The organism is Kitasatospora sp. MMS16-BH015 (assembly GCF_002943525.1).
GTDB lineage: Bacteria > Actinomycetota > Actinomycetes > Streptomycetales > Streptomycetaceae > Kitasatospora.
Map to the genome: position 1 here is coordinate 6,620,823 of NZ_CP025394.1, position 23,357 is coordinate 6,644,179.

The window sequence follows — 23,357 nt, forward strand, 5'->3', positions numbered from 1 at the left end:
CCGTGGAACCCGTCCTTATCGTGCTGGTCGTCCTGGTCGTGGTGGCCTTCATCGCACTGATCAAGACGATCCAGGTGATCCCGCAGGCCAGCGCCGCGATCGTGGAGCGCTTCGGCCGCTACACCCGCACGCTCAGCGCCGGGCTGAACATCGTGGTGCCGTTCATCGACACCGTGCGCAACCGGATCGACCTGCGCGAGCAGGTCGTGCCCTTCCCGCCGCAGCCGGTGATCACCCAGGACAACCTGGTGGTCAACATCGACACCGTCATCTACTACCAGGTGACCGACCCGCGCGCCGCCACCTACGAGGTGGCCAGCTACATCCAGGCCATCGAGCAGCTCACCGTCACCACCCTGCGCAACATCATCGGCTCGATGGACCTCGAGTCGACGCTGACCTCCCGCGAGGTGATCAACGCCGGTCTGCGCGGCGTGCTGGACGAGGCCACCGGCAAGTGGGGCATCCGGGTCAACCGCGTCGAACTCAAGGCGATCGAGCCGCCGACCTCCATCCAGGACTCGATGGAGAAGCAGATGCGCGCCGACCGTGACAAGCGCGCCGCCGTCCTCACCGCCGAGGGTGCCCGCCAGGCCGCCATCCTCCGCGCCGAGGGTGAGAAGCAGGCGGCGGTGCTCACCGCCGAGGGTGAGGCCCAGGCCGCCGTGCTGCGCGCCGACGGTGAGGCCGCCGCGATCCGCACCGTCTTCGAGGCCATCCACGAGGGCGACGCCGACCAGAAGCTGCTGGCTTACCAGTACCTCCAGACCCTCCCCGAGCTCGCCAAGGGCGACTCCAACAAGCTCTGGATCATCCCCAGCGAGGTCGGCGACGCCCTCAAGGGCCTCGGCGGCGCCTTCACCGGCCTGACCGGTGCCAACGGCGGCGCCCAGGCCGCCCCCACCCCGGTCCAGGTGCCGGTCGACAAGCAGCCCGGCGGCCCGCGCCCGCTCGACACCGACCCGAAGGGCGGCGCCGCCCGCCCCCGCGTCGAGCCGACTCGTGAGTACCCGCCCATCGACCCGGAGTAAGTTGCACTATCCGGGGGCGCGGGGAACTGCGCGGCCAGCCAGCGGAGACCATCTGCCGCCGACGCCGCCTAGCCCCCGCGCCCCTTTCCGCGTCCGTACACGTGATCATCCGCATACCGGACCGCCATAGCCCGCACCCACCCGCCAGCGGCATGATCACCACATGACGTTCTGGGAGTGCATAGCCGTCCTCCTCGCGGGAGTGGGCGCGGGCACCATCAACGCGGTGGTCGGCTCCGGCACCCTGATCACCTTCCCGGCCCTGCTCGCCTTCGGCATCCCCACCGTCACGGCCAACGTCTCGAACACCATCGGTCTGGTGCCCGGCAGCCTCTCCGCCGCCCTCGGCTTCCGCCGCGAACTGGCCGGCCAGCGGGCCAGGCTGCTCCGCACCGGCGGAGCAGCCCTGCTGGGCGGCCTGCTCGGCGCCGTCCTGCTGGTCAAGCTGCCCAGCAAGGCCTTCGACGCGATCGTCCCGGTGCTCATCCTGGTCGCCCTGGTGCTGGTGCTGATCCAGCCCCGGGTGGCCCGCGCGATGGCCGCCCGCCGCGCCGCGAACGGCGGCGGCACCCGCGACGGCGGCCCGCTGCTGCTGGTCGGCCTCTTCCTCTCCGCCATCTACGGCGGGTACTTCGGCGCGGCCCAGGGCGTCCTGATGATCGCCATCATGGGCATCCTGCTGGACGAGACCATGCTGCGGATCAACGCGACCAAGAACGTCCTCGCACTGCTGGTCAACGGCGTCGCCGCGCTCTTCTTCCTCTTCACCTCGACCGTCGACTGGACGGCCGTCGCCCTGATCGCCGTCGGCTCGGTGATCGGCGGTCAGCTCGGCGCCAAGATCGGCCGCCGCCTCCCACCCGCCGCCCTGCGCGGGATCATCGTCCTGGTCGGCCTCGCCGCCGTCGCCCACCTGCTCACCAGCTGAGCCCCACCCACCGGAGGACCCCATGGCCCTGGAGATGCGCGAGATCTGCGAACGCTGCGAGGTGTCGCTGACCCCGGACGCCCCGGCCTACATATGCTCATACGAGTGCACCTTCTGCCCGGCCTGCACCGAGGCGCTCGCCCACGTCTGCCCCAACTGCGGCGGTGAGCAGACCCCGCGTCCGCGCCGCGTCACCAGCTGAGGAGTCCCGGATGCCCGACCGCACCCTGCTGACCGAGGACGAGCTCACCGCCGGCCTGGCCGGCCTGCCCGACTGGACCAGGGACGGCGGCACCATCAGCCGCACCGCCGAGACCGCGAGCTTCCCCACCGCGATCCGGGTGGTCGACGCGGTGGCCGTGGAGGCCGAGCGGATCGACCACCACCCCGACATCGACATCCGCTGGCGCACCCTGACCTTCGCCCTCTCCACCCACAGCGCGGGCGGCCTGACCAGGCTCGACCTCGCCCTGGCCGCCTTCGTCGACGAGGCGCTGCGGACGGTCTCCTGAGCCCTCGTCAGCCCCCCGTCCACCCCGACCGGGCCGGGCTCTCCCGCCGTCCATGAGATGCTGGCAGCCGCAGCAAGCAGTCTGGACGGACGGAACGCATGGCTCAGGAGCACGCCGGCGCCGCCGGGCAGGAGCCCGTCGGCTACGACTACCAGCAGCCCTGGTACCCCCAGCAGGGTGGCCACCAGGGCGACCAGTGGACCGAGGGCCAGCCGCCCCAGCAGCAGCCCTGGCCCACCCAGGACCAGTCGCCGTGGCAGCCCGGCACCCCCGAGGGCCAGTACGCCCAGCCCGGTTACGAGCAGCCCTTCCCGACCGGGCAGCCGTACCCCGCCGAGCCGCAGCCGTACGCCGCCGACCAGCTCTACGCGCCCGACCAGTCCTACGCCGCCCAGCCCTATGCGGGCCGGCCCTACGCCGAGCAGCAGGGCTACCCGCAGGCGGACTTCGGCCACGCCGGCACCGGCACCGAGCAGCCGTACGCCGACCCGTACCAGCCCGACGCCACCGCAGGCACCGAGCAGCAGCTCTACGCCCCGCCCGGCGCCGACGGCTACTACGCCCCGTACGGCACAGGCGAGCCCGCCACCCCCGGCGACCCGACCGCCGCCTTCCCCGCCGTCGCGAGCCCGGCCTTCCCGGACGCCGCCACCTCCGCCTTCCCGGCCGTGGCCACCGCCGGCCCCACCGCTCCCGAGGCCGACCCTGCGTCCGCTGACCCCGCCGCCGAGGGCGCGGGCCGCCCCGGTCTGGTCGAGCGGGCCAAGGCCATGGCCGATTCGGTGATCTCCGCCGACCACGCCCCGAGCCGCCGCGCGCTCGCCATCCGGGCCGGCGCGGGCGCCGCCGCCCTCGCGGTGCTGATCACCGCGGGCATCATCGTCACCAGCGGCGACGACGGCGGCTCGAAGGCCGACTCCAACGACGCCACCGCCGCCGCCCCGGGCTTTGCCGTCGCGCACACCAAGACGTGGGCCGCCCAGGCTGCCCCGGCCGCCTCCGCGCAGCCCGGTGCCCCCGCCGCCGCCCCGGCCGACGACAGCCTGCTCGGCGGTTGGCTGCTGTCCGACGCGGTGGTCCGCGCCGACAGCACCGGCGTGCACGCCTACGCCCTGGCCGACGGCAAGCCGACCTGGACGGTGGCGCCCCCGGCGCCCGGCGCCGTGCCCTGCGGCCTCTCGCCGACCGTCAACGCGGCCGGCCTGGGCGCAGCGCTCTTCCGCCCCCAGGCGGACCCGAAGAGCCCCTGCACGGCCGTGGTCGCCGTCGACACCAAGACCGGCAAGACCGCCTGGCAGAAGAACCTCTCCGACGCCAAGGAGAACTACGCCGCCCACGTGGCCGTCACCGACGCCGCCGTGATCGCGGTCGGCGACGACAAGGCCGCGGCCTGGGCCGCGGGCGACGGCAAGGACTCCTGGCAGTACGGCGGGCAGGGCAAGTACTGCACCCTCTCCGGCAGCGCCAACGGCGCCACCGTCCTGCTGCACAGCAGCTGCGCCGACAGCAACCCGGTCGACCAGGCGGTGGCGCTGGGTGCCGGCGACGGCAAGGTCAAGTGGTGGCGCGGGCTCAACAACCAGCCCAAGACCGTCACCGTGCTCTCCGCCGAGCCCGCCGTGGTGCTCACCACCGGCGCGCAGCCCGCCGACGACCGGATCTTCGGCTGGGGCGCCGCCGGCGACCCGGCCGTGGAGATCCCGCTCACCACCCCGGCCGGCCGCCTCGACGCCTCCCGGGGCGCCTTCGACGCCCTGCCGAACGTCTTCTTCCAGGGCCAGACCATGGTCACCACCCTGACTCCCACCGGCACCGGCCCCACCACCGTCACCGGCTACGACCTCGGCACCGGCAAGCAGACCTGGAAGACCCCCGCCGCCGAGAAGGCCAAGGCCCGGGCCGTCGGCTTCGACAAGGGCGCCCTCCTGCTGGCCGTCGACGAGCGCCTCGACCAGCCCGCCCACCTCAGCCGCTTCGCCGCCACCGGCGGCCAGGAGACGGCCGGCGGCGGCTACCCCCAGGGCACCGGCTCCCTCCTCACCGCCGGCCGGGTGCTGACCGCGGGCGGCAAGTTCGTCGTCCTCCCCGAGCACTCGGCCAACTTCGGCACCGTCACCGCCTTCCAGGCCAAGAGCTGACGACAGCGATCCGGTACCTCTTCGCGCCCCTGCCGGGGACAATGAAGACAGGTGCCGACGGAAAGGAAGGGCACCGTGAGCGTTGCAGTCGATGAGCACAGCGGACCGTGGACGGTCGACGACGTCCTGGCCCTGCCGGAAGACACCCATCACCGCGTCGAGCTGGTCGGGGGAGCGCTGCTGATGAGCCCCAACCCCGGCATTCCGCACCAGCGGGCCAGCCTGCGCTTGGCCATGCTCCTGAGCCTGGCCGTGGACCACGCCGATGCCCCGTTCGAGGTCCTGGAAGCCGTCAACGTCATCGTGCCCGACGGCCTGCTGATCCCGGACTTGGTGGTTGCCGACGCTGCTGCGGCAGCCGAGGCCGGCACCACCCTGAGTGCCCACGACGTCGTCGTCGCGATCGAGATCGCCTCGCCGTCCACCCGGGTCACCGACAAGAAGCTGAAGCCGTCCCTCTACGCGGCTGCCGGTATCCCGCACTACTGGCGCCTCGAACTCGACCCGGCCCCGCGGCTCTACCTCGGCCACCTGGAGCGCGGCGGCTACGTCGACCGGCTCGTCCAAGTTGGCGAAAGCACCGGGCTCGACGAGCCGTTCCCCTTCGATCTCGACCCTGCCGCACTCCGGCGGTGAACCGCTGAGGGCGGGCCGGTATGCCGGCCCGCCCTCAGCAGTCTTTCGCCTACGCCACGGCCGGGAGCCAGGCAGCCAGGTCACCGGCCTCGCGGAGCCCCAGCGCCATCATCAGCGTGGCCTCCGGAGTCGGCTCGAACGGTGCCCGGAGCAGCCGCATGCCGGCCTGCTCCGGCGTCCGGTCGGCCTTCAGCTGGTTGTCCGCGGCGCAGGCCGCCACGGTGTTCAACCAGCTGTCGGCCCCGCCCCGGGACTTCGGCACCAGGTGGTCCACCGTGGTGGCCCGCCGCCCGCAGTACGCACAGAGGTGCTGGTCACGGACCAGCACACCCCGCCGCGACCACGGCGCCCGTTGTCGGAACGGCACCCGGACGTACCGTTGCAGTCTGATCACCCGAGGCACCGGTACGGAGACCCCCGTACCCCGTACCACGCGCATCGGATGCGCCTGCTCGACGACCGCCTTGTCCTGGAGCACCAGGACCACGGCACGCTGCAACGAGACCGTCGTCAGCGGCTCGTAGCTCGCGTTCAGCACCAGCGTGTTGCGCACTGCGGACACCTCCCCGAACGGCTGCGCCCGACGGCCCAGCCGTCTAGTTCCACCCGCCCGACGGACGGTCGTCGCCCCACTGTGAACCGCCACCCGCCCCGCGAACAACGGAATTTCGAGACCCACCCGGGTGCCCCGTCCGGTCTGCCGGAAAACTCGCTGGCCACGAGCGCGTACTCTCTAGAACGCTGGAGTCGTCCAGGCGGGAGAGCCCGAAGAGCGGGCCCTCGCACCGCGCCGGACGCCCGACCGAAGGAGAAGCGTGACCGTGACGGACATCGTCGACGAGCTGCGGTGGCGAGGGCTGATCGCCCTGTCCACCGACGAGGACGCACTGCGCAAGGCGTTCGCGGACGGCCCGGTCACCTTCTATTGCGGCTTCGACCCGACGGCCCCGAGCCTCCACCTGGGCAACCTGGTGCAGATCCTCACCATGCGCCGCATCCAGCAGGCGGGGAACTTCCCGCTCGGCCTGGTCGGCGGCGCCACCGGCCTGATCGGTGACCCGAAGCCCACCGCTGAGCGCGTGCTCAACGACCCCGAGACGGTCGCCAACTGGGTCGAGCGCCTGCGTGGCCAGATCTCGCGCTTCCTCGACTTCGAGGGCGAGTTCGCCGCCCGCATGGTCAACAACCTCGACTGGACCTCGGGCATGTCGGCGATCAGCCTGCTGCGCGACGTGGGCAAGTACTTCCGGGTCAACAACATGATCGCCAAGGAGGCCGTCTCCCGACGGCTCAACTCCGACGCGGGCATCAGCTACACCGAGTTCAGCTACCAGATCCTCCAGGGCATGGACTACCTGGAGCTGAACCGCCGCTACAACTGCACCCTGCAGACCGGCGGCAGCGACCAGTGGGGCAACCTCACGGCCGGCAGCGACCTCATCCGCAAGGCGGAGGGCAAGTCCGTCCACCTGATCTCCACCCCGCTGATCGTGAAGGCGGACGGCACCAAGTTCGGCAAGACCGAGTCCGGCACGGTCTGGCTCGACCCCGAGCTCACGACGCCGTACGCGTTCTACCAGTTCTGGCTGAACGTGGACGACCGCGACGTCCCGAACTTCCTGCGCATCTTCTCCTTCCGCTCGCGGGAGGAGATCGAGGAGCTGGAGCGCGAGACGGCCGAGCGTCCGCAGGCCCGCCTGGCCCAGCGCGCCCTCGCCGAGGAGCTGACCACCATGCTCCACGGTGCCGACCAGTACGACCGCGCTGTCGCCGCCTCCAAGGCCCTCTTCGGCCAGGGCGACCTCGCCGACCTGGAGTCCGCCACCCTGGCCGCCGCCCTCGCCGAGGTCCCGAAGGCCACCGTGACCGAACTCCTCCCGGTCGTCGACCTCCTGGTCGAGTCCGGCCTCGCCCCTTCCCGTTCGGCCGCCCGCCGCACGATCAAGGAGGGCGGCGCCTACCTCAACAACACCAAGGTCACCGACGAGGAGGCCACCGTGTCGCCGGCCGACCTCCTCCACGGCCGCTGGATCGTCCTCCGCCGAGGCAAGCGCAACCTCGCGGCGGTCGAGTTCACCGCCTGAGCCTCACCCGTAGTCGATTACCAGCCACCGAGGGGCCCGATCCAGACGGATCGGGCCCCTCGGTGTTTGACCTGGCCCTTCCGTTGCCCTAACGTAGTCCGAGCCGCCTGAACCGGGCGGGCCGGTTTCACACCGACCCGAACGAGATCAACAGGCGGAACTCCGAAACTGTCGAACGGTTCGGTGCGCCCTTTTCCGGATGGAAAAGCCGCCCGAAAAGCTCTGATAGAGTCGGGGAAGCCGAAAGGCCCCAGCAGAAAAAGCTGGTGAATGAAACTCCGGAAAACGGAGCGGAAATCATCTGCTAAGCTGGAAACACGAAAGAACGAAACGAACGAAGCCCGGAGAGCTTGCGAGAGCGGCTTGAAGGAAGCGTCCGTTCCTTGAGAACTCAACAGCGTGCCAAAAGTCAACGCCAGATATGTTGACATCGCCGGCCTGAACCGATCGGTTCGGGTTGGAGATTCCTTTAGTAGCAAAACACAGCGAGGACGCAGTGCGCGGGGCCACCCTATTCCGGTGGTTGCCGTGCCGCTCAACGCGAGTGTCTCTCCCGATTACGGGAAAACATTCACGGAGAGTTTGATCCTGGCTCAGGACGAACGCTGGCGGCGTGCTTAACACATGCAAGTCGAACGATGAAGCTCTTCGGAGTGGATTAGTGGCGAACGGGTGAGTAACACGTGGGAAATCTGCCCTGCACTCTGGGACAAGCCTTGGAAACGAGGTCTAATACCGGATATGACCTTCCTCCGCATGGGGGTTGGTGGAAAGCTCCGGCGGTGCAGGATGATCCCGCGGCCTATCAGCTTGTTGGTGGGGTAACGGCCCACCAAGGCGACGACGGGTAGCCGGCCTGAGAGGGCGACCGGCCACACTGGGACTGAGACACGGCCCAGACTCCTACGGGAGGCAGCAGTGGGGAATATTGCACAATGGGCGAAAGCCTGATGCAGCGACGCCGCGTGAGGGATGACGGCCTTCGGGTTGTAAACCTCTTTCAGCAGGGAAGAAGCGCAAGTGACGGTACCTGCAGAAGAAGCACCGGCTAACTACGTGCCAGCAGCCGCGGTAATACGTAGGGTGCGAGCGTTGTCCGGAATTATTGGGCGTAAAGAGCTCGTAGGCGGCCTGTCGCGTCGGATGTGAAAGCCCGGGGCTTAACCCCGGGTCTGCATTCGATACGGGCAGGCTAGAGTGTGGTAGGGGAGATCGGAATTCCTGGTGTAGCGGTGAAATGCGCAGATATCAGGAGGAACACCGGTGGCGAAGGCGGATCTCTGGGCCATTACTGACGCTGAGGAGCGAAAGCGTGGGGAGCGAACAGGATTAGATACCCTGGTAGTCCACGCCGTAAACGTTGGGAACTAGGTGTTGGCGACATTCCACGTCGTCGGTGCCGCAGCTAACGCATTAAGTTCCCCGCCTGGGGAGTACGGCCGCAAGGCTAAAACTCAAAGGAATTGACGGGGGCCCGCACAAGCAGCGGAGCATGTGGCTTAATTCGACGCAACGCGAAGAACCTTACCAAGGCTTGACATATACCGGAAACGGCTAGAGATAGTCGCCCCCTTGTGGTCGGTATACAGGTGGTGCATGGTTGTCGTCAGCTCGTGTCGTGAGATGTTGGGTTAAGTCCCGCAACGAGCGCAACCCTTGTTCTGTGTTGCCAGCATGCCTTTCGGGGTGATGGGGACTCACAGGAGACTGCCGGGGTCAACTCGGAGGAAGGTGGGGACGACGTCAAATCATCATGCCCCTTATGTCTTGGGCTGCACACGTGCTACAATGGTCGGTACAAAGGGCTGCGATGCCGCGAGGCGGAGCGAATCCCAAAAAGCCGGCCTCAGTTCGGATTGGGGTCTGCAACTCGACCCCATGAAGTTGGAGTTGCTAGTAATCGCAGATCAGCATGCTGCGGTGAATACGTTCCCGGGCCTTGTACACACCGCCCGTCACGTCACGAAAGTCGGTAACACCCGAAGCCGGTGGCCTAACCCTTGGGAGGGAGCCGTCGAAGGTGGGACCAGCGATTGGGACGAAGTCGTAACAAGGTAGCCGTACCGGAAGGTGCGGCTGGATCACCTCCTTTCTAAGGAGCACACAGCAGCTCGGAGCGAATGTCTTCGAGTGCTAGCTCATGGGTGGAACGTTGACTATTCGGCACACTGGGTGATGGTTCGTTAGTACTGCTTCGGCGTGGAAAGCGTATCCAGAGTCTGGTGGGTCGGGCACGTTGTTGGGTCCTGAGGGAACGGCTTGATGTCGTTGCTTCAGTGATCGCCGGTCTCACTTGAGAGTCGCCTTGTGCGGGTCGAGGGTGGGGGACTGGTCGTTGTTTGAGAACTGCACAGTGGACGCGAGCATCTGTGGCCAAGTTTTTAAGGGCGCACGGTGGATGCCTTGGCACCAGGAACCGATGAAGGACGTGGGAGGCCGCGATAGTCCCCGGGGAGTCGTCAACCAGGCTTTGATCCGGGGGTTTCCGAATGGGGGAACCCGGCAGTCGTCATGGGCTGTCACCCGCACCTGAACACATAGGGTGTGTGGAGGGAACGAGGGGAAGTGAAACATCTCAGTACCCTCAGGAAGAGAAAACAACCGTGATTCCGGGAGTAGTGGCGAGCGAAACCGGATGAGGCTAAACCTTGAGCGTGTGAGACCCGGCAGGGGTTGCGCTCAAGGGGTCGTGGGAAAGTTCTTCAGCTGTCTGCCGGCAGTTGGGCGAGTCAGAAACCGTATGGATAGTCGAAGGACATGCGAAAGGTCCGGCGTAGAGGGTAAGACCCCCGTAGACGAAATCTGTACGGCTCGCTTGAGCTTCTCCCAAGTAGCACGGGGCCCGAGAAATCCCGTGTGAATCTGGCGGGACCACCCGCTAAGCCTAAATATTCCCTGGTGACCGATAGCGGATAGTACCGTGAGGGAATGGTGAAAAGTACCGCGGGAGCGGAGTGAAATAGTACCTGAAACCGTGTGCCTACAAGCCGTGGGAGCGTCGGACATGCAGCTTGCTGTGTGTCTCGTGACTGCGTGCCTTTTGAAGAATGAGCCTGCGAGTTTGCGGTGTGTAGCGAGGTTAACCCGTGTGGGGTAGCCGTAGCGAAAGCGAGTCCGAATAGGGCGATTGAGTTGCACGCCCAAGACCCGAAGCGGAGTGATCTAGCCATGGGCAGGTTGAAGCGCGGGTAAGACCGTGTGGAGGACCGAACCCACCAGGGTTGAAAACCTGGGGGATGACCTGTGGTTAGGGGTGAAAGGCCAATCAAACTCCGTGATAGCTGGTTCTCCCCGAAATGCATTTAGGTGCAGCGTCACGTGTTTCTTGCCGGAGGTAGAGCACTGGATAGGCGATGGGCCTCACCGGGTTACTGACCTTAGCCAAACTCCGAATGCCGGTAAGTGAGAGCGTGGCAGTGAGACTGTGGGGGATAAGCTCCATGGTCGAGAGGGAAACAGCCCAGAACACCGACTAAGGTCCCTAAGCGTGTGCTAAGTGGGAAAGGATGTGGAGTCGCAGAGACAACCAGGAGGTTGGCTTAGAAGCAGCCACCCTTGAAAGAGTGCGTAATAGCTCACTGGTCAAGTGATTCCGCGCCGACAATGTAGCGGGGCTCAAGCACACCACCGAAGTCGTGTCATTGCAGCAATACCCCCAACGGGGGCTGTGATGGGTAGGGGAGCGTCGTGTGCCGGGTGAAGCAGCGGAGGAATCCAGTTGTGGACGGTTCACGAGTGAGAATGCAGGCATGAGTAGCGATACAAGAGTGGGAAACTCTTGCGCCGATTGACCAAGGGTTCCTGGGTCAAGCTGATCTGCCCAGGGTAAGTCGGGACCTAAGGCGAGGCCGACAGGCGTAGTCGATGGACAACGGGTTGATATTCCCGTACCCGCTTTGAAGCGCCAACGGCGAACCTCTGAATGCTAAAGCCGTGAAGCCGGCCCGGAGTCTTCGGACGAAGGGACGTGGTGGAGCCGCTGACCCAACAGGGTAGTAGCTGAGCGATGGGGTGACGCAGGAAGGTAGTCCAGCCCGGGCGGTGGTTGTCCCGGGGTAAGGGTGTAGGACGCAAGGTAGGCAAATCCGCCTTGCACATAGTCTGAGACCTGATGCCGAGCCGATTGTGGTGAAGTGGATGATCCTATGCTGTCGAGAAAAGCCTCTAGCGAGTTTCATGGCGGCCCGTACCCCAAACCGACTCAGGTGGTCAGGTAGAGAATACCGAGGCGTTCGGGTGAACTATGGTTAAGGAACTCGGCAAAATGCCCCCGTAACTTCGGGAGAAGGGGGGCCGGAACTGGTGATCGGATTTACTCCGTGAGCTGGGGCCGGCCGCAGAGACCAGCGAGAAGCGACTGTTTACTAAAAACACAGGTCCGTGCGAAGCCGTAAGGCGATGTATACGGACTGACGCCTGCCCGGTGCTGGAACGTTAAGGGGACCGGTTAGTCAACTTTCGGGTTGGCGAAGCTGAGAACTTAAGCGCCAGTAAACGGCGGTGGTAACTATAACCATCCTAAGGTAGCGAAATTCCTTGTCGGGTAAGTTCCGACCTGCACGAATGGCGTAACGACTTCTCGACTGTCTCAACCATAGGCCCGGTGAAATTGCATTACGAGTAAAGATGCTCGTTTCGCGCAGCAGGACGGAAAGACCCCGGGACCTTTACTATAGCTTGATATTGGTGTTCGGTTCGGCTTGTGTAGGATAGGTGGGAGACTGTGAAGCCGTGACGCCAGTCATGGTGGAGTCATCGTTGAAATACCACTCTGGTCGTGCTGGATGTCTAACCTGGGTCCGTGATCCGGATCAGGGACAGTGTCTGGTGGGTAGTTTAACTGGGGCGGTTGCCTCCTAAAGAGTAACGGAGGCGCCCAAAGGTTCCCTCAGCCTGGTTGGCAATCAGGTGTTGAGTGTAAGTGCACAAGGGAGCTTGACTGTGAGACCGACGGGTCGAGCAGGTGCGAAAGCAGGGACTAGTGATCCGGCGGTGGCTTGTGGAAGCGCCGTCGCTCAACGGATAAAAGGTACCCCGGGGATAACAGGCTGATCTTCCCCAAGAGTCCATATCGACGGGATGGTTTGGCACCTCGATGTCGGCTCGTCGCATCCTGGGGCTGGAGTAGGTCCCAAGGGTTGGGCTGTTCGCCCATTAAAGCGGTACGCGAGCTGGGTTTAGAACGTCGTGAGACAGTTCGGTCCCTATCCGCTGTGCGCGTAGGAATATTGAGAAGGGCTGTCCCTAGTACGAGAGGACCGGGACGGACGAACCTCTGGTGTGCCAGTTGTCCTGCCAAGGGCATGGCTGGTTGGCTACGTTCGGGAGGGATAACCGCTGAAAGCATCTAAGCGGGAAGCCTGCTTCGAGATGAATGTTCCCACCTCCTTGAGAGGGTAAGGCTCCCAGTAGACGACTGGGTTGATAGGCCGGATGTGGAAGCCCAGTAATGGGTGGAGCTGACCGGTACTAATAGGCCGAGGGCTTGTCCTCAGACGCTCGCGTTCACTGTGTGGTTCCCGGGTAGCGAACAGCTATTGCCGGTGAACAGGAAACACTTTATCAATTAAAAAGTGTGTTCGCTGAATACCCGATAGGGTTTCGGTGGTCATAGCGTGAGGGAAACGCCCGGTTACATTCCGAACCCGGAAGCTAAGCCTCACAGCGCCGATGGTACTGCAGGGGGGACCCTGTGGGAGAGTAGGACGCCGCCGAACAATTATTCAAAGGCCGAGGGCCCCAGCGATTCGCTGGGGCCCTCGGCCTTTTTGTTTTGCCTTTCAAAAGGCGCAGCAGGCTTACACACGGCAGCCGTTCGGCCGTCCCGCGCGACGCGGGACCGGGCGGGATGTCGGACAATGGAGATGATGTGCGGCCACGTGGCCGGCATCACACCGTGCAGGGCGACTGGGTCGTCTCGGGTGCGCGGTGCAGCAGAGCAGCAGAAGGAGTCACCACGATGTCGTACCCTCCCCAGGACCGTCCCGAGCGTCGATCGGACGACGGCCGCGGCCAAGACTCCCGGTCGCGTGGGGGCTGGTCGAACGACCGTGGCCCGCGTCGTGACGACCGTGACGACCGTGGTGGTCGCTCGTACGGTGACCGTCCGTCCGGTGGTGGCGGTTACAACCGCGACCGCGGTGGCGACCGCCCCCAGGGTGGCGGCGGCTACGGCCGGGACCGCGATGACCGTGGTGGCCGTTCCTACGGTGACCGTCCCCAGGGCGGCGGCTACAACCGCGACCGCGGTGACCGTCCGTCGGGTGGCGGGTTCAACCGTGACCGTGATGACCGTGGCGGTCGCTCGTACGGTGACCGTCCGCAGGGTGGCGGGTTCCGCCGTGACGACCGTGGTGGCGACCGCCCGCAGGGTGGTGGCTTCCGTCGCGACGACCGGGGTGACCGTCCTTCCGGCGGTGGCTTCCGTCGCGATGACCGTCCGTCCGGTGGTTTCAACCGGGATGACCGTCCGTCGGGTGGCGGGTTCAACCGTGACCGTGACGACCGTGGCGGCCGCTCGTACGGTGACCGTCCGCAGGGCGGCGGCTTCCGCCGTGACGACCGTGGTGGCGACCGCCCGCAGGGTGGTGGCTTCCGTCGCGACGACCGGGGTGACCGTCCGTCCGGCGGCGGGTTCCGTCGCGATGACCGCGGTGACCGTCCGCAGGGTGGCGGCTACGGCCGTGACCGTGACGACCGTGGTGGCCGTTCCTACGGTGACCGTCCGTCGGGCGGTGGCTTCCGTCGGGATGACCGTCCGTCCGGTGGTTTCAACCGGGACGACCGTCCGTCGGGTGGCGGCTACGGCCGTGACCGTGACGACCGTGGCGGCCGCTCGTACGGTGACCGTCCGCAGGGCGGCGGCTTCCGTCGCGATGACCGTGGTGGCGACCGTCCCCAGGGTGGCGGCGGCTACGGCCGGGACCGCGACGACCGTGGTGGCCGTTCCTACGGTGACCGTCCGCAGGGCGGCGGGTTCCGTCGCGATGACCGTGGTGGCGACCGCCCGCAGGGTGGCGGCTACGGCCGGGACCGCGACGACCGTGGCGGTCGCTCGTACGGTGACCGTCCCTCCGGTGGTGGCCGGCCGTACGGCGACCGTCCGTCGGGTGGCGGGTTCAACCGTGACCGTGACGACCGTGGTGGCCGCTCCTACGGTGACCGTCCCCAGGGTGGTGGCCGCTCGTACGGCGACCGTCCGTCCGGTGGCGGCCGCTCGTACGGTGACCGTCCCCAGGGCGGCGGGTACAACCGTGACCGCGGTGACCGCCCGCAGGGTGGCGGCGGCTACGGCCGGGACCGGGGTGACCGGGGTGGGCGGTTCGAGGGGCAGCGCGACGACCGTCGGGACTATGACGACCGCCGTGGCAACTACGAGCCGGTCAACCGGCTGCCGATCCCGGAGGACGTCACCGGGTTCGAGATCGACGCGGACGTGCGTCAGGACCTGAAGAGCCTGCCGAAGACGCTCGCCGACGACGTGGCGCGCAACCTGGTGATGGTCGCGCGGCTGCTCGACAGCGAGCCGGAGGAGGCCTACAAGTACTCGCGGGTCGCCCTGCGGCTGGCCTCGCGCGTGGCTTCGGTCCGTGAGGCGGCCGGCTTCGCCTCGTACGTGACGCAGCGGTACGCCGAGGCGCTCACCGAGTTCCGGGCGGCGCGGCGGATGACCGGGCGGGCCGACCTGTGGCCGGTCATGGCGGACTGCGAGCGCGGTCTGGGCCGGCCGGAGAAGGCGCTGGCGATGGCCGGCGAGCCGGAGGTCAAGCAGCTGGACAAGGCCGGGCAGGTCGAGATGCGCCTGGTCGCCTCCGGCGCCCGCGCCGACCTGGGCCAGCTCGACGCCGCACTGGTGACGCTGCAGAGCCCGGAGCTGGGCTCCAGCGCCGTGCACCCGTGGACGGCTCGCCTGCGCTACGCGTACGCCGAGGCGCTGATCGCGGTCGGCCGCGAGGAGGAGGCCCGCGACTGGTTCGCCAAGGCCGCCGAGGCGGACACCGAGGGTGCGACCAACGCGCACGAGCGGCTGGCCGAGATCGACGGGCTGGAGTTCGTGGACGCCCTCGACCCCGAGCTGGGCGAGGAGGAGGGCGAGGAGCAGGATGAGGAGCCCGTCCGCGAGGAGGCTCCGCGCCGCAAGATCGCCGTGGATGACACCGGTGAGGACCGGGACATCTACGAGGACGAGGAAGACGTCGAGGAGTACTACGACGAGGACGACCTGGAGATCGACGAGGTCGACGTCCGGGACGACAAGCGGTAGTAGCTGAGCACCAGAAGGCCCGGCAGGGGATCTCCCCGCCGGGCCTTCGGCGTGTCCGGAGCCGGAGCCGGGGGTGGTCAGCCGAGCTTGAGGTTGCGCAGGACCAGGCCGGTGGCGGGCTTGGGGCCGAAGGAGGTGGACTTGCGGGGCATCGTCACGCCCTGTTCGGCGAGGCGGCGGACCACGCTCTCCTTGACCGGGTTGAGCAGGACGGCGGTGCCGCCGGTGCGGGCGGCCTCGCGCTCGGCGGAGACGGCGGTGTGCAGGTAGCCGATGTCGTCCGGGCCGTCCGGGATGCTCCAGGTGTGGTCGAGCAGGGTGGCGTGCAGGACGGTCGCGTCCAGCCGGCGCCACTCCTCCGGCTTGCCGGTCGGCACGGTGGCGGCCAGCAGGGCCTCCTCCGGCTCGCTGACCAGGTGGTAGTGGCCGTCGCCGCCGGTGAGCAGGAAGGCGTTGCCGCCGTGCCGCTTGGCCTCGGCCAGCGCCTGGAGGGCCGGCTCCAGCGGCCCGGGCACCTCCTTGACCCGCCAGTGGTCGCCGAGGGCGGCCAGCGCGGCCTCGACCGGGAGGCGGTAGAGCACCCGGTGGATGGCGCGCACCCGGAGCGGGTAGCGGGCGGTGTCCACCAGGAGCACCAGACCGCGGTCCCAGGGGCTGCGCGGGAGGTGGCGGTGCTCGCGCTGGAGGCGCAGGTACATCTCCCAGCGGTGGTGGCCGTCGGCGATCAGCGCCCGGCAGGTGGCCAGGTCGCGGGTGACCTCGGCCAGGTCGGCCGGGTCGGTGATCGCCCAGAGGCGGTGGTGGGTGCCGTCGCTGGTGGTCGTGGTGAGCAGCGGCTCGCCCTGTACCGCCTGCTCGATCACGGCGGCGGCGCCGCCGTGGCCGCGGTAGGTGAGCAGCAGCGGTTCGAGGTTGGCCTTGGTGGTGCGCATCAGGCCGACCCGGTCGGCCACCGGGCGGGGCATCACGTCCTCGTGCGGGAGCACCACCCCGGCCTCCCTGCCGCTGACCGCGAGGGCGCCGATCAGACCGCGCTGGAGCAGCTCGCCGCCGGGGGAGCCGGGGCTGGTGCGCTGCTCGTAGACGTAGAGCGCGGGCTCCCGGTCGGGGGCCAGCACGCCCTCGCGCTGCCAGTCGGCGAGCAGCCGGGCGGCGTGCCGGTAGCGGGTGTCGCGGTCCGGGCGGTCGCCGTTGTCCTCGGGCTCGGGCCTGGGCAGGATCAGCCGCACGATGTTGTGCGGGTCGGCCGTCTCCAGGTCGAGCCGTCGGTTGGGGTCGACGACGTCGTAGGGCGGGGAGGTGACCGCCGCGAGGGTGCCGACCCGGTCCGGGACGTACCGCAGGCCACGGAAGGGGAACAGGGACAGCCCTGCGGTGGCGACGTGGCCGGGATCGCCGGGGCCGCCTGCCGGAGACTCCGCTCCGGTATCTGCACTGGGTGCACTCATTCTGGGCATGGTAACCGGGGATGCGGTGTTGAGAGATCAAGAGTACCGAGAAGTGTCAGGTGACAGGGGGTCCGGGATGGATCAGGGGATGGAGCGGGGCAGCGGGTCGGGGGAGGAGCCGGGGCCCGTCGGGGCCGGCGGGGTGCCGCAGGGGGACGTGTACGACTGGTTCAGACGCGGGGCTAAGTTGCTCGAGCAGGGCCACCCGGCGGCGGCCGAGCAACTGCTCGCGCGGGCGGCGGCCGCCGAGCCGCACTCGCGGAGCATCCGGGAGACGCTGGCCCGGTCGCAGTTCGACGCCGGGCTGTTCGCGGCGGCGCTGGAGAACTTCAAGGCCGTGGCGCTGGCCGATCCGGCGGACGACTACGCTCAGTTCGGGTGGGGCGTCGCCGCGGCCCGGCTGGGGGATTTCGAGACCTCGGCGGAGCACCTGGCGCTCGCGGTGGCGATGCGGCCGGAGTCCGAGCACTACCGGGCGGCGCTGCGGCAGACCAGGGCGACGCTGGCGGCTCGCGCCGGGGCGTACGGGCCGCTGCTGCCCGGGGCGCCGGGGTACCGGGCGCCCGAATGAGATGTCCGAGACGACCGACGTACGAGGTGGAGCAGGATGGCGGACACCGCCGCTGAGCAGACCGGCACCGAGCCCCGGATCCTTCCCGGGGGGTGTGACCGGCCGCTGACGGAGGCGTACGACACGGCCCTGCTCGACCTGGACGGGGTGGTCTACGCCGGGCCGGACGCGATCGAGCACGCCGTGGATTCGCTGGCCGCGGCGCGGGAGGCCGGGATGCGGCTCGCGTACGTCACCAACAACGCCTCCCGTCCGCCGCGGGTGGTGGCCGAGCACCTGACCGAGCTGGGCGTGCCGGCGGTGGCCGAGGACGTGATCAACTCGGCGCAGGCCGCGGCGCGGCTGGTGGCGGCGAAGGTGCCGGCCGGGGCGAAGGTGCTGGTGGTCGGCGGGGCCGGGCTGGTGGAGGCGCTGGCCGAGCACGGGCTGGAGGCCGTCCGGAGCCTGGCCGAGGGCCCGGCGGCCGTGGTGCAGGGCTACGACCCCTCGGTGGGCTGGGCGGAGCTGGCCGAGGCCTCGTACGCGGTGGCTGCCGGGCTGCCCTGGGTGGCCTCGAACACGGACCTCACCGTGCCGACGGCGCGGGGGATCGCGCCGGGCAACGGCACGCTGGTCGCCGCCGTGCGGACGGCCACGGGCGTCGAGCCGGAGGTGGCGGGCAAGCCGCTGCCGCCGATGCACCGGGAGACGGTGATCCGGACGGGCGCGAAGCGGCCGCTGGTGGTCGGCGACCGGCTGGACACCGACATCGAGGGGGCCTTCAACGGCGGGGTGGACTCGCTGCTGGTCTTCACCGGGGTGACGACCGCTGCGCAGGTGCTCGGTGCTCCGGTGGAGCACCGGCCGACGTACGTGGCGGCGGATCTGCGGGGTCTGCTCGTTGCTGCGCCGGCCGTGTCGGAGACCGGTGAGGGTGTCTTTGTGTGCGGCGGGTACCGGGCCTGGGTGGACGGTGGGGAGCTGCGGGTCGCCGGGGGCGGCGATCTGTATGACGGGCTGAGGGCGCTCTGCGGGGCGGCTTGGGCCTGGGTGGACCGGGAGGGCTCGGGGGTGGACGGCGCGAAGGCGCTGTTGGAGCTGGGGTTGTAAGGCGGCTGCGGGGGTGCGGGGGCCTCGCACCCCTGGATGGTGCAACTAGAGCAGGGACTTCAGGCGCAGGAGGTCACGGAGGCCGGCTTCGAGCTTGATGCGGCCGGTGGCCCAGGCCGGGGCGAAGGAGAGTCGGCCGGCGACCAAGGCGACGAGGTCGTCGGAGGTCATGGTGAGGCGGATCTCGGCCTTGGTGGGGGGCGGGCCGGGGTTCTCCGTGATGCCGGTGAGGGCGCCGTCCTGGAGGCGGCCGGTGAAGCTGGTGGCCAGGTCGGTGAGGTGGCAGCTCAGGGAGCGGTCGAGGCTGGTGGCCTTGCGGACCTCTCCGCCGGTGCCCGCCAGGTTGCGGCTGAGCTGCTCGAGGGCTTCGCGGCACTGCTCGGTGGTGGCCATGGTCTCGCTGCTCTCCCGTCCGGTCCGGTCGGCGCCTACCGTACCCGAGTGGCCCACTCGTCCCGGGTGTAACGGCGGCGGGGGGAGGCGTGCAGGGGGTAGCGTCGAGGCGGTGCCCGGTACGTGGTCGAGGAGGCAGGCGGATGCTGCGGAGTGTGGTGCGCGGGGTGACCACGGTCGCTGCCGTGGTGGTGGCGGAGGCCGGGAAGCGGGCCGAGGGGCTGTTGGAGCGGATGGCCGCCGAACCCTTCCCGCCGACCGTGAAGTCGCTGCGGACGCTGGCCGGTGAGGCCGTCACGGCCGGCCGGGCCGGGGTGGACCTGGCGGTCGGCGTGGTGAAGAGCGAGACCGAGCGGGCCTTCGAGCTGGTCGGCGACCAGGTGGTGAAGGTCGGCGTGGTGCTCGGCTACCTGGAGAGCAAGCTGCGCGAGGTCGAGGAGCCGGCGGCTCCGGAGCCTGCGGCGGCGCCGCCGAAGTCGCGGGCGGAGGGCCTGTTCGAGACGGGCTGGGAGGCGGAGCCCGTACCGGCGGAGGCGCGGGAGCCGGAGACGGAGCCGGAGCCGGAGTTCGAGGAAGTGCCGCTGGACGAGGCGCCGGTGGTGGCGGCTGCCGCTCCGGTGAAGAAGGCGGCGGTGAAGAAGACCTCCGCGAAGAAGACGGCGCCGGCGAAGAAGGCAGCGGTGAAGAAGGCGACGGCGAAGAAGGCCACGCCCGCCAAGAAGGCCACGACGAAGAAGGCCGCGCCGCGGAAGGCGGTGGGTGAGGGTGAGTGAGGAGCTGACCGGGCATCCGGAGGTGGATGCGGCGCTGGCGCGGTTGGCGGAGCTGGACGGGGTGGAGACGGGGGAGCACGTCGCGGTGTACGAAGATGTACACCAGCGGTTGGTGGAGACCCTCGCGGGGCTCGACCGGCCGAGTTGAGACCGTGGCGGTACCGGAGTAGCAGGAGCTGAAGCACCAGTGGCAGTGGCACGACGCCGACTCGACGCGGAGCTCGTCCGCCGTAAGCTCGCCCGTTCGCGGGAGCACGCGAGTGAGCTGATCGCGGCCGGGCGGGTGACGGTCGGGGGTACGACCGCGACCAAGCCGGCGACGCAGGTGGAGACCGCGGCGGCCGTGGTGGTGGCCGCGGACGAGAACGACCCGGACTACGTGTCGCGGGGCGGGCACAAGCTGGCCGGGGCGTTCGCGGCCTTCGTGCCGCAGGGGCTGGTGGTCGAGGGCCGCCGGGCGCTGGACGCCGGGGCCTCGACCGGCGGGTTCACGGACGTGCTGCTGCGGGCCGGGGCCCGGCAGGTGCTCGCGGTGGACGTCGGCTATGGGCAGCTGGCCTGGAGCCTGCAGAGCGACGAGCGTGTGGTCGTGATGGACCGGACGAACGTGCGGGAGCTGACGCCGGCGCAGATCGGCGGGGAGCCGGTCGACCTGGTGGTGGGTGACCTGTCGTTCATCTCGCTGGGGCTGGTGCTGCCGGCGCTGGCCGGGTGCTGCGCCGAGGACGCGGACCTGGTGATGATGGTCAAGCCGCAGTTCGAGATCGGCAAGGAGCGGCTCGGCAGCGGCGGCGTGGTGCGCAGCCCGGAGCTGCGGGCCGAGATGGTCCGGCGGGTGGCCGACCAGGCCTGGGAGCTCGGGCTCGGGGTGGTGGCCGTGACGGCGAGCCCGCTGCCGGGGCCCTCGGGCAACGTGGAGTACTTCCTGTGGCTGCGGCGGGGCGCCGAGCGGCTGGACCCGGCGGAGGCGGACCGGGCTGTTGCCGAGGGCCCTCGGTAGGGTACTTGGCAGACGTTCGGCCGGTACGGGTGACGTGGTGGCCGCCGCCGGGGTAGAGAGGGCAGCATGAACGACGAACGTACGGTCTTCCTGATCGCGCACACCGGCCGGGAGGCGGCGCTGCGCAGCGTCGAGGGCCTGGTGCAGGGGCTGGTCAAGGCCGGGATCAGGATCAGGCTGCTCGCCGTCGAGGCCGTGGACCTCGATCTGCCGGACGGGGTCGAGCTGGTGGCGGGCGGCCACGGGGCCGCCGACGGCTGCGAGTTGATCCTGGTGGCCGGCGGGGACGGCACGCTGCTGCGGGGGGCCGAGCTGGCCCGGGAGTCCGGGCTGCCGATGCTGGGGATCAACCTGGGGCGGGTCGGCTTCCTGGCCGAGGCCGAGCGGGACGATCTGGCCGTGGTGGTCGACCGGGTGGTGGACGCCGACTACGAGATCGAGGACCGGATGACCCTCGACGTGGTCGTGCGGACCAACGGTGACGTGGTGCACGAGGACTGGGCGCTGAACGAGGCCTCGGTCGAGAAGGCCGTGCGGGAGCGGATGCTGGAGGTCGTGACGGAGGTGGACGGCCGGCCGGTCTCCAACTTCGGATGTGACGGAGTCGTGCTCTCCACGCCGACCGGGTCGACGGCGTACGCGTTCTCCGGCGGCGGGCCGGTGGTCTGGCCGGAGGTGGAGGCGCTGCTGATGGTGCCGATCAGTGCGCATGCGCTGTTCGCGCGGCCGTTGGTGACCTCGCCGGATTCGGTGCTGGCGGTGGAGGTGCAGCCGAAGACGCCGCACGGGGTGCTGTGGTGTGACGGGCGTCGGTCGGTGGAGTTGCCGGCGGGGGCTCGGGTGGAGGTGCGGCGGGGGCGGGTGCCGGTCCGCTTGGCGCGGTTGCACCGGGCGCCGTTCACGGATCGGTTGGTCGCCAAGTTCGCCCTGCCGGTGACGGGGTGGCGGGGGCGGGCTTCCTGCTGAGCGTGTTTACCAGTTAGGTGAGCGCCCCACGGGTTGCCCTCGCAGTTCCCCGAGCCCCCATGGTTACTGTTCGGAGTCGAGTGACGGCGTCTTCCACCTGGTCTGCCGGGATGGTGAGGGGGAGGCGGAGGTAGGGCTCCAGGGTGCCGTCGGTGGCGAAGCTGGGGCCCGGGGCGAGGCGTAGGCCCTGGGGGTCGGCGGTCTCGGCGAGGGCGGTGGTGGAGTGGCCGTCGGTGGCTACCCAGAGGCAGAGGCCGCCCCGGGGGAGGGCGAACTGCCAGGTGGGAAGCTGGGTGCGCAGCGCCGCGGCCAGGGCGTGGGCGGTGTCGCGCATGCGGGCGTGCTGGTGGGCGCGGACCTCGGGGAGGGCGTGGTCGAGCAGGTGGGCCGCGATGAGCTGGTCGAGTACGGGGGTGCCGACGTCGGTGTAGACGCGTTCGGCGGCGAGGCGGCGGATCAGGGCGGGCTGGGCGCGTAGCCAGCCGATCCGCAGGCCGCCCCAGAGGATCTTGCTGGCGGAGCCGACGGTAACGGTCTGGGCGGCCCGGTCGAGGGCGGCCGTGGGCAGGGGCATCCGGTCGGTGCCCCAGTCGAGTTCGGCCGGGGTCTCGTCCACCACGACCACGGTGCCCGAGGTGCGGGCGGCGGCCAGCAGGGTGCGGCGCTGCTCCTCCTCGATCAGGGCGCCGGTGGGGTTGTGGAAGTCGGGGACGACGAAGGCGGCCCGGGGGGCCGCGCCGCGCAGTACGCGGGACCACTCCTCGGTGTCCCAGCGGGGGAGGGCGGTGTCGCCGCCCGGGCGGGCCAGCGGGACGGGGACCAGACGGGCGCCCTCGCGCTGGAGCAGGCCCAGGGTGTGCGCGTAGCCGGGGGCCTCGACGGCGACCCGGTCGCCCCGGTTGAGCAGGGTGCGCTGGAAGAGGTGGAGGGCGCTCATCGCGCCGGTGGTGACCAGGATCTGGTCCGGGGTGGTGGGCAGGCCGCGTTCGGTGAAGCGGCGGGCGATCGCCTCGCGCAGGACGGGGACGCCGGTGGGGTACTGGCCGTGCCCGGTGGCGTAGGCGGGGAGCTGTTCGACGGCGCGGGCGGCGGCCTCGCCGAGGTAGGGCTGGGGCGCGGGGAGGGAGGCGACGCCGAGGTCGACCAGGTGGCCGCTCTCGTGGGGCGGGACGGGGTGCAGGGCGTCGCCGGGGGGCCGGCTGCCCTCGGGCAGGGCCGTCCAGCTGCCGGAGCCGCGACGGCTGCGCAGGTAGCCCTCGGAGCGCAGGCTCTCGTAGGCGGTGGCCACGGTGGTGCGGCTGAGGGTGAGGGCCTGGGCGAGCTCGCGTTCGGCGGGCAGCCGGGTGCCGACGGGCAGGCGGCCGGCCGAGACCAGGGAGCGCAGCTGGGCCGCGAGCCGGCGGTAGGCGGTGCGCTCCTCGGTGGGCGGGGCGCCGGCGAGCAGGCGGGCGAGGGCGGGCGGGGTCACGGTGCTCTGCCAGTCGGCCACGCTGATCAGTCCACTTGGCTCGGATTGGACCTGGAG

Annotated in this window: 18 protein-coding genes, 3 rRNA genes and 1 pseudogene; 18 read left to right on the plus strand and 4 right to left on the minus strand. The window is 69.3% G+C overall.

Annotation, left to right across the window (positions count from 1 at the left end):
• Positions 1-2 precede the first annotated feature (2 nt).
• The 6 genes from CFP65_RS28495 (at position 3) to CFP65_RS28520 (ending at position 5,245) form a co-directional block, all read left to right on the plus strand.
• Positions 3-1,031, plus strand: coding sequence for an SPFH domain-containing protein (locus CFP65_RS28495; protein ID WP_104818868.1), 1,029 nt, complete (start codon positions 3-5; stop codon positions 1,029-1,031).
• A gap of 163 nt (positions 1,032-1,194) precedes the next feature.
• Positions 1,195-1,959: a sulfite exporter TauE/SafE family protein gene (locus CFP65_RS28500; RefSeq protein WP_104818869.1), complete on the plus strand. Its 765-nt coding sequence runs from the start codon at positions 1,195-1,197 to the stop codon at positions 1,957-1,959.
• 22 nt (positions 1,960-1,981) lie between these two features.
• Entirely contained in the window at positions 1,982-2,161 is a 180-nt protein-coding gene (locus tag CFP65_RS28505) for a DUF1272 domain-containing protein (RefSeq protein ID WP_104818870.1), read from the plus strand.
• 10 nt (positions 2,162-2,171) lie between these two features.
• Entirely contained in the window at positions 2,172-2,471 is a 300-nt protein-coding gene (locus tag CFP65_RS28510; RefSeq protein WP_104818871.1) for a 4a-hydroxytetrahydrobiopterin dehydratase, read from the plus strand.
• Between the two features lie 98 nt (positions 2,472-2,569).
• Positions 2,570-4,609, plus strand: coding sequence for a PQQ-binding-like beta-propeller repeat protein (locus CFP65_RS42210; protein WP_104818872.1), 2,040 nt, complete (start codon positions 2,570-2,572; stop codon positions 4,607-4,609).
• Positions 4,610-4,684: 75 nt separating this feature from the next.
• Positions 4,685-5,245, plus strand: a complete 561-nt coding sequence (locus CFP65_RS28520) for a Uma2 family endonuclease (RefSeq protein ID WP_104818873.1) — start codon at positions 4,685-4,687, stop codon at positions 5,243-5,245.
• 49 nt (positions 5,246-5,294) lie between these two features.
• On the opposite strand, the gene CFP65_RS28525 is transcribed toward CFP65_RS28520, so the two are convergent.
• The gene (locus tag CFP65_RS28525) at positions 5,295-5,798 is read right to left on the minus strand and encodes an HNH endonuclease (RefSeq protein WP_104818874.1); all 504 of its coding nucleotides are present in this window, start codon (positions 5,796-5,798) and stop codon (positions 5,295-5,297) included.
• Positions 5,799-6,066: 268 nt separating this feature from the next.
• Here CFP65_RS28525 and tyrS point away from each other — a divergent pair, with 268 nt between their 5' ends.
• From tyrS to CFP65_RS28560, 6 genes and pseudogenes are all read left to right on the plus strand, one after another.
• Entirely contained in the window at positions 6,067-7,329 is a 1,263-nt protein-coding gene (tyrS, locus tag CFP65_RS28530; RefSeq protein ID WP_104821192.1) for a tyrosine--tRNA ligase, read from the plus strand.
• Between the two features lie 570 nt (positions 7,330-7,899).
• A 16S ribosomal RNA gene (locus CFP65_RS28540) occupies positions 7,900-9,421 on the plus strand.
• 279 nt (positions 9,422-9,700) lie between these two features.
• Positions 9,701-12,822: ribosomal RNA gene (locus CFP65_RS28545) — 23S ribosomal RNA — on the plus strand.
• A 107-nt stretch (positions 12,823-12,929) separates the two neighbouring features.
• A 5S ribosomal RNA gene (gene rrf, locus CFP65_RS28550) occupies positions 12,930-13,046 on the plus strand.
• The 16S, 23S and 5S rRNA genes sit together here, the layout of an rRNA operon.
• Before the next feature lie 557 nt (positions 13,047-13,603).
• A pseudogene (locus CFP65_RS42215) lies at positions 13,604-14,323 on the plus strand (hypothetical protein); the annotation flags it as partial.
• A 441-nt stretch (positions 14,324-14,764) separates the two neighbouring features.
• Entirely contained in the window at positions 14,765-15,592 is an 828-nt protein-coding gene (locus CFP65_RS28560) for a tetratricopeptide repeat protein (protein ID WP_104818877.1), read from the plus strand.
• A 77-nt stretch (positions 15,593-15,669) separates the two neighbouring features.
• Here the strand turns inward: CFP65_RS28560 and CFP65_RS28565 are convergent, their stop codons facing one another.
• Complete coding sequence (locus CFP65_RS28565; RefSeq protein WP_104818878.1) at positions 15,670-17,040, minus strand: DUF1015 family protein; 1,371 nt, start codon at positions 17,038-17,040, stop codon at positions 15,670-15,672.
• Between the two features lie 76 nt (positions 17,041-17,116).
• Between CFP65_RS28565 and CFP65_RS28570 the strand changes: the two genes are divergently transcribed.
• Entirely contained in the window at positions 17,117-17,611 is a 495-nt protein-coding gene (locus CFP65_RS28570; protein WP_254552618.1) for a tetratricopeptide repeat protein, read from the plus strand.
• 36 nt (positions 17,612-17,647) lie between these two features.
• Positions 17,648-18,700 (plus strand): HAD-IIA family hydrolase, encoded by a 1,053-nt coding sequence (locus CFP65_RS28575; protein WP_104818879.1) that lies wholly within the window; start codon positions 17,648-17,650, stop codon positions 18,698-18,700.
• Positions 18,701-18,745: 45 nt separating this feature from the next.
• Here CFP65_RS28575 and CFP65_RS28580 read toward each other — a convergent pair whose 3' ends face one another.
• Entirely contained in the window at positions 18,746-19,093 is a 348-nt protein-coding gene (locus tag CFP65_RS28580; protein ID WP_104818880.1) for an alkyl sulfatase C-terminal domain-containing protein, read from the minus strand.
• A gap of 143 nt (positions 19,094-19,236) precedes the next feature.
• Between CFP65_RS28580 and CFP65_RS40270 the strand changes: the two genes are divergently transcribed.
• The 4 genes from CFP65_RS40270 (at position 19,237) to CFP65_RS28595 (ending at position 21,832) form a co-directional block, all read left to right on the plus strand.
• A complete protein-coding gene (locus CFP65_RS40270; RefSeq protein ID WP_217368330.1) occupies positions 19,237-19,866 on the plus strand; it encodes a hypothetical protein in 630 nt (209 codons plus the stop codon).
• On the plus strand, positions 19,859-20,014 hold the full coding sequence (locus CFP65_RS39270; RefSeq protein ID WP_158702395.1) for a hypothetical protein: 156 nt from the start codon (positions 19,859-19,861) through the stop codon (positions 20,012-20,014). Before CFP65_RS40270 ends, CFP65_RS39270 begins: the two co-directional genes overlap by 8 nt.
• A 45-nt stretch (positions 20,015-20,059) precedes the next feature.
• Complete coding sequence (locus tag CFP65_RS28590; RefSeq protein WP_104818881.1) at positions 20,060-20,866, plus strand: TlyA family RNA methyltransferase; 807 nt, start codon at positions 20,060-20,062, stop codon at positions 20,864-20,866.
• A 66-nt stretch (positions 20,867-20,932) separates the two neighbouring features.
• Positions 20,933-21,832: an NAD kinase gene (locus CFP65_RS28595; RefSeq protein ID WP_104818882.1), complete on the plus strand. Its 900-nt coding sequence runs from the start codon at positions 20,933-20,935 to the stop codon at positions 21,830-21,832.
• 13 nt (positions 21,833-21,845) lie between these two features.
• Here CFP65_RS28595 and CFP65_RS28600 read toward each other — a convergent pair whose 3' ends face one another.
• Positions 21,846-23,321, minus strand: a complete 1,476-nt coding sequence (locus tag CFP65_RS28600) for a PLP-dependent aminotransferase family protein (RefSeq protein ID WP_254552619.1) — start codon at positions 23,319-23,321, stop codon at positions 21,846-21,848.
• Positions 23,322-23,357 lie beyond the last annotated feature (36 nt).